This window comes from Bacillus sp. ISL-78 (genome assembly GCF_018613455.1).
GTDB classification, from domain to species: Bacteria; Bacillota; Bacilli; order Bacillales; family DSM-1321; genus Peribacillus; species Peribacillus frigoritolerans.
Window position 1 is genome coordinate 1 of record NZ_JAGGQC010000045.1, and the last position, 13440, is coordinate 13440.

The 13440-nt window shown below is 32.7% G+C and carries 15 protein-coding genes and 3 pseudogenes; 2 read left to right on the plus strand and 16 right to left on the minus strand.

From position 1 onward, the window contains the following. A partial coding sequence (locus tag J7I96_RS26300) for a transposase (RefSeq protein ID WP_215048195.1) occupies positions 1 to 345 on the plus strand: 345 nt, incomplete at its 5' end. Positions 346 to 838: 493 nt separating this feature from the next. Here the strand turns inward: J7I96_RS26300 and J7I96_RS26305 are convergent. The 7 genes and pseudogenes from J7I96_RS26305 to J7I96_RS26335 all read right to left on the minus strand — a co-directional run. Further along, positions 839 to 1294, minus strand: a complete 456-nt coding sequence (locus J7I96_RS26305; RefSeq protein ID WP_214922379.1) for a GNAT family N-acetyltransferase — start codon at positions 1292 to 1294, stop codon at positions 839 to 841. A 187-nt stretch (positions 1295 to 1481) separates the two neighbouring features. Then, positions 1482 to 2339 (minus strand): ATP-grasp domain-containing protein, encoded by an 858-nt coding sequence (locus J7I96_RS26310; RefSeq protein WP_214922381.1) that lies wholly within the window; start codon positions 2337 to 2339, stop codon positions 1482 to 1484. A gap of 730 nt (positions 2340 to 3069) precedes the next feature. Beyond that, on the minus strand, positions 3070 to 3279 hold the full coding sequence (locus tag J7I96_RS26315) for a FeoB-associated Cys-rich membrane protein (protein WP_214922382.1): 210 nt from the start codon (positions 3277 to 3279) through the stop codon (positions 3070 to 3072). Between the two features lie 182 nt (positions 3280 to 3461). Then, a complete protein-coding gene (locus tag J7I96_RS26320; RefSeq protein WP_214922384.1) occupies positions 3462 to 4052 on the minus strand; it encodes a hypothetical protein in 591 nt (196 codons plus the stop codon). Between the two features lie 200 nt (positions 4053 to 4252). Beyond that, positions 4253 to 4723 (minus strand): UPF0158 family protein, encoded by a 471-nt coding sequence (locus tag J7I96_RS26325; RefSeq protein WP_214922386.1) that lies wholly within the window; start codon positions 4721 to 4723, stop codon positions 4253 to 4255. Positions 4724 to 4784: 61 nt separating this feature from the next. After that, positions 4785 to 5327, minus strand: a complete 543-nt coding sequence (locus J7I96_RS26330; RefSeq protein WP_214922388.1) for a GNAT family N-acetyltransferase — start codon at positions 5325 to 5327, stop codon at positions 4785 to 4787. A gap of 86 nt (positions 5328 to 5413) precedes the next feature. After that, positions 5414 to 5719, minus strand: a pseudogene (locus tag J7I96_RS26335) (NUDIX hydrolase N-terminal domain-containing protein); the annotation flags it as partial. A 460-nt stretch (positions 5720 to 6179) separates the two neighbouring features. On the opposite strand from J7I96_RS26335, the pseudogene J7I96_RS26340 reads away from it, so the two are divergent. After that, positions 6180 to 6569, plus strand: a pseudogene (locus J7I96_RS26340) (Na+ dependent nucleoside transporter N-terminal domain-containing protein); the annotation flags it as partial. 407 nt (positions 6570 to 6976) lie between these two features. On the opposite strand, the pseudogene J7I96_RS28655 reads toward J7I96_RS26340, so the two are convergent. The 9 genes and pseudogenes from J7I96_RS28655 to J7I96_RS26375 form a co-directional block, all read right to left on the minus strand. Further along, positions 6977 to 7130: pseudogene (locus tag J7I96_RS28655) on the minus strand (IS6 family transposase); the annotation flags it as partial. A gap of 604 nt (positions 7131 to 7734) precedes the next feature. Then, a complete protein-coding gene (locus J7I96_RS26345) occupies positions 7735 to 8049 on the minus strand; it encodes a DMT family transporter (protein ID WP_214922390.1) in 315 nt (104 codons plus the stop codon). Then, complete coding sequence (locus tag J7I96_RS26350; RefSeq protein ID WP_214922392.1) at positions 8049 to 8384, minus strand: DMT family transporter; 336 nt, start codon at positions 8382 to 8384, stop codon at positions 8049 to 8051. Before J7I96_RS26350 ends, J7I96_RS26345 begins: the two co-directional genes overlap by 1 nt. Before the next feature lie 79 nt (positions 8385 to 8463). After that, entirely contained in the window at positions 8464 to 9048 is a 585-nt protein-coding gene (locus tag J7I96_RS26355; RefSeq protein WP_214922394.1) for a TetR/AcrR family transcriptional regulator, read from the minus strand. A gap of 830 nt (positions 9049 to 9878) precedes the next feature. After that, the gene (locus J7I96_RS26360) at positions 9879 to 10034 is read right to left on the minus strand and encodes a hypothetical protein (protein WP_215048197.1); all 156 of its coding nucleotides are present in this window, start codon (positions 10032 to 10034) and stop codon (positions 9879 to 9881) included. 540 nt (positions 10035 to 10574) lie between these two features. Continuing rightward, a complete protein-coding gene (locus tag J7I96_RS26365) occupies positions 10575 to 11132 on the minus strand; it encodes a cysteine hydrolase family protein (protein WP_214922395.1) in 558 nt (185 codons plus the stop codon). A gap of 327 nt (positions 11133 to 11459) precedes the next feature. Then, positions 11460 to 11756, minus strand: a complete 297-nt coding sequence (locus J7I96_RS28240) for a GNAT family N-acetyltransferase (RefSeq protein ID WP_311315154.1) — start codon at positions 11754 to 11756, stop codon at positions 11460 to 11462. Continuing rightward, complete coding sequence (locus J7I96_RS28245) at positions 11720 to 11914, minus strand: hypothetical protein (RefSeq protein WP_251029258.1); 195 nt, start codon at positions 11912 to 11914, stop codon at positions 11720 to 11722. Before J7I96_RS28245 ends, J7I96_RS28240 begins: the two co-directional genes overlap by 37 nt. Before the next feature lie 272 nt (positions 11915 to 12186). Beyond that, complete coding sequence (locus J7I96_RS26375; RefSeq protein WP_214922397.1) at positions 12187 to 13296, minus strand: GerAB/ArcD/ProY family transporter; 1110 nt, start codon at positions 13294 to 13296, stop codon at positions 12187 to 12189. Positions 13297 to 13440 lie beyond the last annotated feature (144 nt).

Here is a 13440-nt window from a genome sequence, read left to right on the forward strand (position 1 = left end):
GCTGGAGATCTGAGTGGGTTCGCTCACGGGAATGCGCTCCTTCGTCATGCAGGATTGCATCTCGCTGAGGCAAGCTCGGGAAAGTGGAAAGGCCAAATTGTTCTTTCCAAACGTGGAAGATCACGCCTGCGGCGTTACCTCTTCCTTACGACCATGAGTTTGGTGATAAATAACCCCGAGTTTAAAGCCCTACACTCGAACAATGTTAAAGTGAAGAAGATTAAGAAAATGAAATCCATCATGAAACTATGTGGAAAACTCGCCCGTGTCCTAGTAGGGATTGCTCGTAATGGCTCTGCCTATAAACCGGAAATGGTCTTCCCTCTTGAACAACTAGCAGCGTAAATTTACATTCACATTGTTATTTAACGAAAGTTGGCTTATTCGTAAGATTTCAAAGAAAGCACGAAGTACTGGATGTAATGAACAAAAGGGCAATGACCCGTTCCGTTAGCAAAACCGGCCTCCACCCCTTGGATAGGCATGACGAAGGAATGAAAGGGCATAGGATTATGACCCGTTGAGACATGGGAGGGAAAGCCTCCAGGGCAGCGTGGAGAATGCGTGCAGCATATGTAATAATATGGGATTTTCAACAGATCCCCTATTTCAATCTGCCCTCATCTTATCAAAACGGTCCTATCTCTTTCGTTCATCTAAAGCAACCTATACCATGTGGTTTGAAATCCTGCGAATAAGCGAGTATTCGTGATCATTATCTATTAAACTGAGGGAGTTCATTAAGGAAATTAAAGAATTGCGCCCTTTAATTGAAGCACAAGTTCCATATACCTATGATATTTTGAATACCTTATTCAGTAATGCAAATTTAATCCTATTACTTGATTTCATAATTTAGCCAAACTGCTTTTTTAGCTCCAATCTTATCGTATAAAGATTGGGCAGCAAGATTATCGTGTGCTGTTTCCCAAATCATATGAGAATAGTCATTTTCTCTAATAAAAGTGATACAGGTCTGTAGTAGTTTTTCTCCAACCTTTTGCCCTCTTACTTCAGGTTTTACAAATAAATCATGAAGGACAGCCATTCGTTTCACTTCTAATGTATTAAAAGTGAAATATAAAGTGGAAAAACCAACTAAATGATGTGGTTCTTTTTCTGCAACAAACTGGATACCTTCATAAGGGTTCTCAAGTAAATGATTAATCAATTTTTTGAGTGAGTCATCACTTGGACGAGGACACTTATAGTAATCAACGATGTACTGGTACATTAAATCAAAAAGTTGTGGAATATCCTTTTTTACAGCAGGTCTAATGTTTATAGTTTTCATTTTGTTTCAACCTCCAATTTTTAAATAATTATCAATATATAATGCAATTTTTATACCAGTATAAAAACTACTTAATCTTTACTTACATGCCAATTGTTGATTAAAGATCAAACAGCACTCTTGAACTAAACTGCCCCGTTAGCCCCATAAGAAAAAGCTGCCTTAAAGACAGCTTTTTCTTATGGAGCTAACGCACCCGTATTCTTTTATTATTTTGATTAATTTCAAGTGCCTTTATTAATGATTTTTTCAATGTTTCTATAAATTTATCGCATACTTCAGGCGATAGCATAGATAAAGACAAATAAGGATTTAAATCTTCGTGTTCAACTAGTAAAAGATTACCATTATTAGTTCGACAAGCATCTACCCGTTCAATTCCCCAATCTAGATTGTTCCATTCAACAAAACGCTGTGCAAATGATAAATCCTGCTTGGTTGGAATATACTCTTTTAGTTCCCACCTTTTGTATTTGTCTGGTGCATAAAGGGCATATTGAAACACTTTGTCAATGAAGTAGAAAGAAACCTCATATTCAAAGTTAACAAAAGGCTGTATTAAAATATTTTTTTTATTTGAGTCAACTTTAATATCAAGCTTACTTTTAGAGACAAACTCAAAACCTATTGAATCTGCGCCATCTTTTGGTTTTATAATGTACTTTTCTACATCAGGTAAATTATCTAAATCATCCAAAGTGTCAATAGTTGGAATAACAGGGTACCTAGCTTTTGTTAGCTCAATTAGATACTCTTTCCCATTCATGTCACCTTTCCCATTAAAGGAATTGTAAGTTTTTAAATTATTAGCAACCACCCTATTACGAAATGCCTGATATTTATCCTTGTAACGTACAACCGGCCCTGCATTTCTAAATACAATTAAGTCAAAGTCTTTTTCAAACAATTCGGTGTCTTCAGGATGACAAATTACTACTTTATAATCTTTCCTTAGTTGGGAAGTAAGAAATAAATCTTCTTCACAGTAAACTCGTGATCCTTGCGCTTCATAATATAAGTCTGTTACAAACAACAATCTTTTCATATAACTCCTCCTGCTGATTATTTATATAGATCTGAACGAAATCTTAATTAGAATAATGAACAACACATATATGTATGTATTTATCTAATTTATTTACTAAATCCTAAAAAGCACCTAAAAATGTATAGTAACTATACATTTTTAGGTGCTTTTTTAATAACCTAATAATTTATTTTGTCAAAAGTCTTTTTCTCTTAAACAAACCAAATAAAGCTTAACTCAATAATCTTCATAAAACTTGTTTGTTCTTCACCTGCCTGAAGTAATAGCCCCCTCCTAAACGAAAAGTTTATCCCCCTTTACAAAAAGCAAATTCACACTCATTACAAAAGACCCAAAAAGACATTTATATATTGGAAAGTTTTATATACCAACTTTCTATATAGTACTATTTACATATAAAGATAAACAAGGTAATTTCGACCTATCTACACAAATTCCGTCATTTTATACGTTAAATTATTGTATATGTGTAAAAGAAAGATGGTTTTTATCAAAAGAAATGTTAATTTGTCTACATCTACACGAGTAGCAATGCCAATTTGATTTCTGTATTCATCAAAAATTTTTAATTGTTCATTTCTTCCCCATTAAAAGTTTTAATCTCACCTTATAACTCTCCCCAATGCTTAATCAACTAATCTGCCCCGTTAGTTGCATAAAGAAAGAGCTGCCTTAAAGACAGCTCTGATCTTTAGCTAACGCACCCGTAGTTCTATAGGGCTTTATTTCAATCACTCTTTTTATCAACTTCTTCATAAGGTATTTCTTTTCTTGACTCAATTTCTTGAGGTTCGCTTGAGTAATTTCGAACCAATCCATTATTGATGTCATCAATAGGTGTATATTGATTACTCGGTATAGTTTTTTTCTTCTTAAACATCCTAAAAAGAGAAAAAATAATCACCCCGATAATTAATGCAAGTACAAAGTATTGCATTTAACCTCCCCCATTCATAAATACACATCCTTATTTTACCATATATTCCATACTCGTTATAGAACTATCCTGCCCCGATAGTTGCATAAAGAAAAAGCTGCCATAAAGACAGCTCCGATCTTCAGCTAAAGCACCCGTTAGTTTAAGTACATTTCTTCACAAACTTTGTTTTTTAAATGACTCTAATCTGTTATAGCCTTAGTTTGAACAGAGTTACATAACCTAGGATCAGAAAGTAACTCTGTTAATTCGCTTAAATATAAATAATGTTTATCGCATTGTAAGGATTCAGGTATTCTTTCACCCTTATTAATCATTTCTAACATTGGAGAGGAAAGAAGAACTTCAACAATAAGTAAATCTGATTCTTCTAAGTTTATTTTGAAACCTGCAAATACATCTTGTTTTATGCCTTTAACTGTTTGAATTAGATTTTGTAACTTAGTACCACTAATTGTTATTTTTATTAAAGGAAAACATCTTACCGTAGGGTTTTTTACTATCTTTCTATTCCTATAATCATAAACGAAATAAAACTTATCCTGATATTGATTCAGTTTTTGTAATTCATTAGTTAGTAAGTAATATTGGTCAGTAAGTCCAGTTGATAATTGAGACTCTTCTTCACCTACCAATAACGTCAGATTTTCTGGGGAAGAAATTGATATCGTAGTTATTGAGTTTTTTGATATTTTTGAGGTATATTCCATTAATTCATTTAGCTGAGGATTCGATAACTCACCTTTATGGATTCCTATCAGGTATTGATTCATATTTTACACACTCCTTTTATACTTACTAAGTAAATACGATATGTAAAATAGAAAATCCTTCTTCAACAAACCTGCCCCTTTAGTTCCATAAAGAAAAAGCTGCCTTAAAGACAGCTCCGATCTTTAAGCTAACCACCCTTTAGTTGAACAAAGAGCAATCACCTTATTCAGCCATAGGTCGTGCCATACATTATTAAATTCTAATTATCAATAAAGTTTATGTTGTTGTCTAGACACCATTTAATCGCAATTTGTTTATATCGCTCGTCACGATAAGAATACCATTGGTCCTCCATTTCAAAGTCAATGATTTTATCCTTAAACCTTCTAAAAGCCCCATTCCCCTTAATTGAACTTAATAATTTAACTTGCTTTCTTTCATCACTAACAGTAAAGCAAAAGTCTTCTATGATCTCATATTCATTTACTTCATATTTTGTTGGGAGTTCCTTGTAATTCTCAAAGTTTTCAAATACATCCTTAGCAACTTTTCTATCTTCTTGTTCCCACTCAGGTAAATGCCCGAATTCTTCTTCATCTTCAGCTGCTCTCAAGTCATCCAAAGTTACTGAAATGATTTCACCAGTTTTTACATTTAAAAATGTACGAGACTCCTCAAACTGCATTTCCAATTCTTCAATAATGGCCTGAATCTTTACTGGATTTCTCAATTATTGATCACCCTTCAATTTTTTTACAAATTCATCCTTTAGTTCATTAAAGTATGAATGACTACTTATTCCAATCCCCAGCTAACATACCGTAAACAATATGGTCCACATAATGGTCATACAACCATTCTGCTTGTCTGATACAACCTTCATTAACAAAACCCAATCTTTCAGGAATTCCTCTACTTTTATTATTCTCCACAGCAACCCTAATTTCAACCTTATCTAGTTTTAATTCATTAAATGCATAATCAGTCAATGCCTTAGCTACTCTTGTCATAATTCCATTTCCTTGATATTCTTCTCCGAGCCAATAACCAATATATGCAGTTTTATTTGACCAATTTATTTGGTTATAACCTGCTACACCAACAATTTGTCCCTTATACATAATAACTGTATTAACACTCTTGTTTTCAGCAAAACTTTTTAAAGACATATTAATGAACCCTTTTGTATCTTCAAGTTTTGTTGTATTATTCAGCCAAGGAAGCCATTCTCGTAGATATTCTCTGGATTGATTTGTTATTTCGAAAACTCTTTCTGCATCCTTTAATTCTAACAGTTTCAATGATAACTCCTCATCAATCTTATGTATGCACATACTCATCCCCCCAATTTTTCTATTGGTTTATTTTGTATATTAACATATATGTTTAATAGAAATATCACTTGTTTATTATGGAGCTAACCTATGTCGCCCCAACCTCCTGGTAAAGACCAATCTCCATCAGTGTTTTCTCTAATCATTAAAATTTTATTATCTCTAAAGATACCTGACCTAATATCTACCTTAGGAGTCGCATAACCAGTTTCATTGGCAAACAGATCTTTTAATACTGTCTTGTTCATATTTGTTTGATGCGACAATATTTCAACGCTTATATTTCTTACCAATTCAAATCTTTACAAGTCATATACATCTTTCGAATAAGATAATCCCGCCTGTGCAATGGATTGGAGTTGTTTCGCCCATTCAAGCCATTTAGGTTCCATTTATTTCACCACCAATTCAACAATACCTAAATATCACCATTAATCCTCTGAAGTTGATAATGACCTATTCAGCTAGCCTGCTCCTTTAATTCAATAAAAAAAAGAGCTGCTGATCAGCTCCTGGCAACTCTAGTCACTTGCCCTTTAACCACCCGCCAATAAAAGTTTCCGGCTTTAACCTTTTAGGGTTATCTTAATATTCCTTTGTATAATCCATAGTTATATAATGGGTTTAATCAATAATGTAGACCTACTAGCACTGATTATGCTTTGTTTGATGCACCAAATTCACGAATTTGCTTTAAGGAGTCTTTTACATAATTTTTGATAAAACAACTTACCTTTTAAAAGCTTTATTTAATTTTGTAGAACAGTTGTTTTAAAATTTTATCTTGTAAAGCAGTATATATGTTCAAACATCTGATGAGGGGGAAATAAAACTTGAAATTTCCTATTCTTTATACTTGGATTAACCATTACGTTTTTACTAGCATTTCTTGTAAGTAGCAATCGCAAACAGATTAAATACAAACCGATTGCGATTATGCTTGTTCTACAGTTGATATTGTCATATTTCTTGTTAAGTAAATTCATTGGATTTATTTTAATTAAAGGAGGCTCTGATGTGTTTGGAACCCTTTTGAATTATGCAGAATCCGGAGTTAATTTCGTATTTGGCGGTATAGCTAATAAGGGAGAATTTCCATTTTTCCTTTCTGCATTGCTTCCAATTGTATTCATTTCAATACTGATTGGGATACTACAGCACTTAAGAATTTTACCTTTTATCATCAAAGGAATTGGGTTCTTATTAAGTAAAGTCAATGGATTAGGAAAATTGGAATCCTACCTCATTTCGATAAACATAATTACTTAACTACTCTATATCTATTGTAAAAAAGAAAGATTTTTATTAATTTATTTTATTCTTTCTAGTACTTGTTCACTAACTTGTTCTTTTACAATTTTCGATGACTTTTGATAGGTAAATACCCCCAATAAGATTAAAGGAATCATAGCTATTACTGTAAAAAAGAACATTAGTTTCATTTGGAGGGACATATTCATAAATCGAGTAATCATAAAAGGGACCCTCCAATAAATTATTCAAGATTTGTTTATTTTAAAGTTATTACTATTTCAGGTGCAAAGTACCTCGTTAGAAACATAGAGTTTGGTTTTCTTTAAATTGCTAACTTATGAAGCTAATCCAAATAATTTGGGTAAATTATTTTTGATTTTGGACGTCTTCAATCCTTGATGAACCCAACGGATAATCATTGTATGACCCATGGATAAGCCAATCCTCTATCATTTCCACCAACTTACGAAAAACCTATTTTGTACAGTAGATACCAAAAAGTACTGTTAGCAAAATAATGTCAGGCTGATAGTGCTTCCATTTGAACAAATTTTAATTTTTTATACCGATCACACACTTTTTTTATTGTAGGTATCAGCGTGTCCATGATTTATAGATTAATTTCAATTGTCTTGAAGTTCTTGCACCAGAAGCAAATAACATATTAGCTAATTACTCCAACTTTTCTTAAGAATTTTTTCAAAATCAATAATTTATATTTTATTCAATCTTTCGAAGTAATTTGACAGTTCAACATAGTTTTTTCATATATAGTTACCTTACAGGAAAACTAAGCATGATGTTTAAATATATATCTGAATTTTCATTTTTTACAAACACGGAAGTTAGTTTTTTCCTTCCTATAAGTAGGAAAACTCGGCTTTCTTCATTTAAATTATAAGAACCTTAAAAAATAAAGGAGAAGATATATTATACATGATAATATATCTTCTCCTTTTATTACATTAAAGCCTATTATTGAACAAAAAAACTTATTTTTCCCCATTTCTATTTAACATAATTTGTTTAACTGCCATTACTCACAAGTTTCTATAGATATGGACGCTGAACACGGAATCATCACTTATACTGAAAGACAGCAAGACTTAGCGAACCATATAATATCCAATAGAATTTTTTGTTTCAATTGCTACTACGATGTCATCCTTAAACCAATGACCCCTATTAAAATAAGACCAAGTGATATAAATTGAGAAGAACTAAATCGTTCTTTAAACCATAAAGCACCGACTAAAGTGATTCCTACACTACCAATACCAGTCCATACTCCATAAGCAACTCCAGCAGGGAGTACTTGCATAGCTTTCGAAAGACAGTAAAATGAAAGTATAAATCCGATCGTCATCACGAATATAGGCCATTTCTTTCTTGTACCATCCATGTATTTCATTGCAATCGTAGCAATGACTTCCTCAACACCGGCTAATAATAATAAACCCCAAACCATTAATGTTCACCTCTTGTTTTCTCATTGTCCCCTTTAGTAAACGTCTTCATGCCAATAATTCCTGCTAATAAAATCATTAGAAAGAGTATTTGACCTGTAGAAAAAGGTTCACCCAAAAATATTCCTACAAAATACGTGCCTACAGTTCCAATTCCTACGAACACGGTATAAGCCGCTGCGACAGGAATCGTTTTATAAGAACGAATGAGTAATATAAAACTTACTGCTATTAAGATAATAACCATAAACCAATCGAAGCTAGTATCTGCATGCTTAAGGCCTGATGCCCATACTACTTCTAAAATCCCTGCTACGAGCACTAATAACCAACTCATAGTAACCCCTCCTTTCATGAATGAATGTCAGTCATTTTAGTAGGAAAGAAAAAGTATTGGAAATTATCCAATAACTTAATCATGTTGTTAATAACGATCTTTTTATAAAGTTAAAAGTCTCAGCCTTAAATACTTCTAGGGTATCGTTTTGTTCATGACTTATATAGAATCGTTCAGCTGCACTTTCAATAAGGTTAATAATGATTCTAGCTGTCCATTTCACGTTAATGTCTCTGATTATCTCGTGATTTTTGATGGCTCTTCTTATTATGTCCTCAAGCCAACTATAATAAGGCTGGTATATCGATTCCCATTTTTCCATTGAATGATCTATAGCAAGCCCGGAATAACAAAGGACAATAACGTCTTTGTGCGCATCTGTTATGTTAAAAGTTTCATCAAGCACAACTTCTAAAACGTCCCAAAAGTTTTCTTTCCCTTGAATGTTTTCCTTAATTCCTTCTAAAGTAATGGTAAGAAGGTTATCGGCAATAGCTGGTATTAAAGCTTTTTTTGAGGAAAAATATAAATAAAAAGTTCCTTGTGCAATTCCAGCTTTTTTTACAATATCTGATATGGAAGTCTTATCAAGACCTTTTTCAGATATGACTTCAATGCTGGCCTTTAAAATTTTATCATATTTTCCGTCAGAACTACCTGCCATACTGTGAGTCTCCTCCCCAAAAAAGTGAATGACTATCATTCATTATATAGCAACACTTATGAAATGTCAAAAAGGATAAACAAAGAGAAATTTTCATTGTAATATTTGTACTTCCCCTTTTTAAAAAATAATCCCATCAAATTTCAACTTATTTTAAATTAAATCCTTAAAACTACAACTAAATATAATAATTATACAATAACACAAAAGGTCTTCTTAATCTAAAATGCACTTTAGTTCCATAGGAAAAAGACTACAGCAGCAACCTCTGATATTGCAATAAAGCACCTTTTAGTTGAGTAGCGATTTTTATACCAATCATATGTGCAATGGACTGATAAAATTAACATTTAGCTAAAGCTTCTAACAATGACATTATCTTTTCAAATTGTGTAATCACTTCTTCTCGGTTGACTAGTCTTTCATAGTCCCCCCTCCTGATTGGGGTCTCCATGATAGTTAATACCTCGGTCACTTGGAATTCCTTCCAATGATGTGTTTTGTTTTTAATTGGAATCCATTCAAATAAGTCAATTATGTATTATTAAATCAAATCATCCTGTATTACAACACTATCAATAACACAGTTGTTTCTTTCTCTGAATATCGAATTTTCTTTTATATCAGTTGTATTAGAAATAAGATAAACTCATGATCCAAGCTCATGTTTTCCTCCTTAAAATAAGTCCCTGTTAGGTTTAATATTAGCAATCCCTATGGGGAGCTATCCTTGACCCTTTAGTTCAATTATGTGTTTGTTAGTCATTATCCTAAGTTAATCAATTATCTTCTATTAAGACTATTAATTGAAAAATGAATAATGCCAACAATCAAAAAAAAATATAACCATATCCAATTAACAATTCAGGATTATTCATTTGCGTAGTAAGCTCTTCTAATAGACCTTGAGCAAAACTTGAATAACCAATTGCTAAAAATAGTCCTCCTCCTACTAGATAAAGAATTGCTATACTGTATTTTTCCAATCTAAAAAGTCTCCTCAAAAAATATTGTTTTTAACTGGTGTTACTATGCTTCATATAACAATAAAACAGATAATAATTCAATTTAATCTAGTCTAATCTACCGTTTATCGCAATCTCAAAAACCATACCAGACTAACTTGTTTATTTATTTCTAAGATAAAACTCTTCTAGTAGCAATTTACCACTGAGGTTATCCCCATTAGCCATCCATGCAACGCAAAACCTGCTCTACACCACAGAGAATGAAAATGGGTTCTGGGTTAATATTGTTTAATGGCTGAAGAAGGGTTGAACTATGGTGCGACTCTACATAATTTTCTATGATTGGAAATTTTGTTTAACGATTTACCAAACTCAATCAGATCACTCATAAGGCTCAGCCTTTAAAAAAAGCATTTTTCTGGGTCTATTTTTATGTGCTCTAATTTTATATCCTCTTTTGTGGTTTTAAGAGTATTTTACTTTTCATGGGAGTTCCATAAAAAAGATTGCCGTAGCAACCTCCCTTTTTGAAGTAAAGCACCTGTTAGTTTAACAAGCTTAAAATACTTCGTTTATTAATTGTTCTGTTGTAAGTATAGTAGCGAACTCGTCATTTAAGGTAGCTAAAGAAATTTTATGTATAGTCTCGGCATCATAATACTTATCATTTTGGTCTTTTATGCCAAATGCTGCTGTCGCATCTGAAATAAGGTATGTATTAAAACCTAAATTCCCACTCATTCTTGTAGTCGTAGATACACAGTGTGGGGTAGTAAAACCTGTTATTATTACTGTTGTGATACCGTTTAATTTAAGAAACTCCTCTAATTTTGTACCGATAAAACTACTATTTACTTTCTTTGTAATAATTACTTCTTCTTTAAGAGGCTCAACCAATTCTTTTATAGCGAATCCTTCATTCTTTGGATAGAATAGAGAACTAGGGTCATCGGACATGTGTTGAATATGTATTACTTGACAGCCCCACTCCCTCCACAATGCTAGTATCTTTCTAATGTTTTCTTCTGCACTTAAATTGTTTCGCTCTCCCCATTTTTTATCCTCAAAAGCTTTTTGTACATCTACTATAATTAAAGCAATTTTCTCTTTATCCATGATAATTCTCCCCTATTTTTTCTTTACCATTTACTACATTTTAATTCAGTCTCTAAATGGTACAACTTTATCTATGGAGTTAACCTGACTCTATAGTTGCATAAAGAAAAAGCTGCCTAAGACAGCTCAGATCTTCAACTAACAGTTACTTTGTGTTATAAATACGGTTGGGTAATTGTATTTCATACGGAACTTTTTCTTCGATTATAGGGTGCGATTTTTTAAGGTTCACTCTTCTTAAACACTTTCAGTCTATAATATGTTTGAGATATTGGGAACCTATGATATTTTGAATAACTTATTCAGTAATGCAATCATTTAATCCGATTACTTGATTTCGTAATTTAGCCAAACTGCTTTTTTAGCTCCAATTTTATCGTATAAAGATTGGGCAGCAAGATTATCGTGTGCTGTTTCCCAAATCATATGAGTATAATCATTCTCTCTAATATAAGTGACACAAGTCTGAAGTAGTTTTTCACCAATTTTTTGCCCTCTTACATCAGGTTTTACAAATAGATCATAAAGGACAGCCATTCGTTTCACTTCTAGAGTATTAAAAGCAAAATATAAAGTGGAAAAACCAACTAAGTGATGTGGTTCTTTTTCGGAAACAAACTGGATACTTCATAGGGATTTTCAAGTAAATGATTAATCAAATTTTTAAGTGATCTTTCACTTGGGCGAGGACACTTATAGTAATCCACGATGTACTGGTACATTAAATCAAGCAGTTGTGGAATATCCGTTTTTACAGCAGGTCTAATGTTTACAATTTTCATTTTATTTCCACCTCCAATTTTTCAATTATACAATAAAGTTATAATGCAATTCTTATACCAACATAAAAAATACTTTGCCTTTAACTATCATACCAATTGTAGAACTTAGATCAAGCAGCACTATCTTTAACTAACCTGCCCGATAGTTCCAATAAAGAAAAAACCAAAGACAGCTATGCTCTTCAGTTAACGGACCTATTAGTTGCATAAGACCTATTGTAGAGTTGAAAAAAGCATAGGAGACCATTAACTAAATTTAATTATAAAAAACGTTAACATTTTTTATTTTTATGTATTTTTTTCCTGAATCCATTTACTGCTAATAAAAGTAATGGAAGAACAAGTCCGTACACTGAAACATATAGTGGCCAAACTTCTTTGTCAAATGTAGCTGATTGGGCAACGTTGGGGTGTATTATTAAAGAAAGCGAAACCGATATTACACCTAACGGAAGCGTAAGTGGCTGATAATCTTTTAAATTAAACGTTTGTGCAAGACCTATAACGGACGCGTAAAAATAAATAACCATTTTAAAATAAATCGTGATAAACCACATGATGGCCATTATGGCTTCTACCCTTTGTATAAAATTCCCTACGTTTATCTTCCTAGCCAAAGCATAACTTGGATACATCTGTCTGGCACTATCATCAGCACCTAAAACTAAAATAGCTAAAGCGATTATGATAATTAAGCAGATTCCCCCTATGAGTATTCCTATAAAAAAACTTTTTTCAGCTTTTTTTGGTTGATTCACTGAAACAGGAAAAATCATTAATAAAGCAATCAAAGGCAGGGAAAAAATACTTGTAAAAAGGAAAACAGTATACATCATCGATTTTATTCCAGTTTCAAATACGGGTTGTATGTGTTGAAACTCGATTTGAGGAGCAACAAAAATTACCAAAATGATAAATAAGATAATGAAAAAAACAAAGAAAATCTCGGCCGATCGAGCCACAGTTTCAAGACCAAGGCGAATACCCATAATTAAGATGCATGCGAATATAATATTGATCGCTTCAATTGGTGTGTCCGGTATGATCTGTGTTGTTAAGAAATTGCCAACATAAAATAATAGTGATGCAGCGGAGTAAAGCCAAAAGAAAACAAACGTAAGAGAAACCGCCTTACCTAACCATTTGCCGAGAAGTGTTTCATTGACTTCAATCAATGTCTTAGTGGGGAACATCCTGCCTATTGCGATATATAAAGCCACCAGCAATAAACCTATGCCTGTACCGATTACAGCTGCAATCCAAGCATCTTGTTTTACCACTTGAGCTAAGCTTCCAGGTATCACCAATATGGTCGTTCCTATAGAAAATAAAATAACTAATATTTCAAATTGCCGAGCACTAATTTCATTTCCTTTTACCATAATTCAACACCCTATCAATGGTTATGACCTTATTTTCTTTGAATGAACTCTAGCCTTAGAAGTTGCTGCTCATTTGGCGACCGTTAAGAGGAAGCGGGCCAAGGGAACACTAAGAAGTTGACAGACTAACATAAACTTTCTTGG

What these genes read in the sequence shown, in the direction of transcription:
- J7I96_RS26345 (WP_214922390.1), bottom strand. Translation starts at nt 8,049, where the DNA reads ATGGTTTGGGGTTTATTATTATTAGCCGGTGTTGAGGAAGTCATTGCT.
- J7I96_RS26315 (WP_214922382.1), bottom strand. Translation starts at nt 3,279, where the DNA reads ATGCAATACTTTGTACTTGCATTAATTATCGGGGTGATTATTTTTTCT.
- J7I96_RS26375 (WP_214922397.1), bottom strand. Translation starts at nt 13,296, where the DNA reads ATGGTAAAAGGAAATGAAATTAGTGCTCGGCAATTTGAAATATTAGTT.
- J7I96_RS26305 (WP_214922379.1), bottom strand. Translation starts at nt 1,294, where the DNA reads ATGAAAACTATAAACATTAGACCTGCTGTAAAAAAGGATATTCCACAA.
- J7I96_RS26355 (WP_214922394.1), bottom strand. Translation starts at nt 9,048, where the DNA reads ATGGCAGGTAGTTCTGACGGAAAATATGATAAAATTTTAAAGGCCAGC.
- J7I96_RS28245 (WP_251029258.1), bottom strand. Translation starts at nt 11,914, where the DNA reads ATGAAAATTGTAAACATTAGACCTGCTGTAAAAACGGATATTCCACAA.
- J7I96_RS26330 (WP_214922388.1), bottom strand. Translation starts at nt 5,327, where the DNA reads ATGTGCATACATAAGATTGATGAGGAGTTATCATTGAAACTGTTAGAA.
- J7I96_RS26365 (WP_214922395.1), bottom strand. Translation starts at nt 11,132, where the DNA reads ATGGATAAAGAGAAAATTGCTTTAATTATAGTAGATGTACAAAAAGCT.
- J7I96_RS26320 (WP_214922384.1), bottom strand. Translation starts at nt 4,052, where the DNA reads ATGAATCAATACCTGATAGGAATCCATAAAGGTGAGTTATCGAATCCT.
- J7I96_RS26350 (WP_214922392.1), bottom strand. Translation starts at nt 8,384, where the DNA reads ATGAGTTGGTTATTAGTGCTCGTAGCAGGGATTTTAGAAGTAGTATGG.
- J7I96_RS26310 (WP_214922381.1), bottom strand. Translation starts at nt 2,339, where the DNA reads ATGAAAAGATTGTTGTTTGTAACAGACTTATATTATGAAGCGCAAGGA.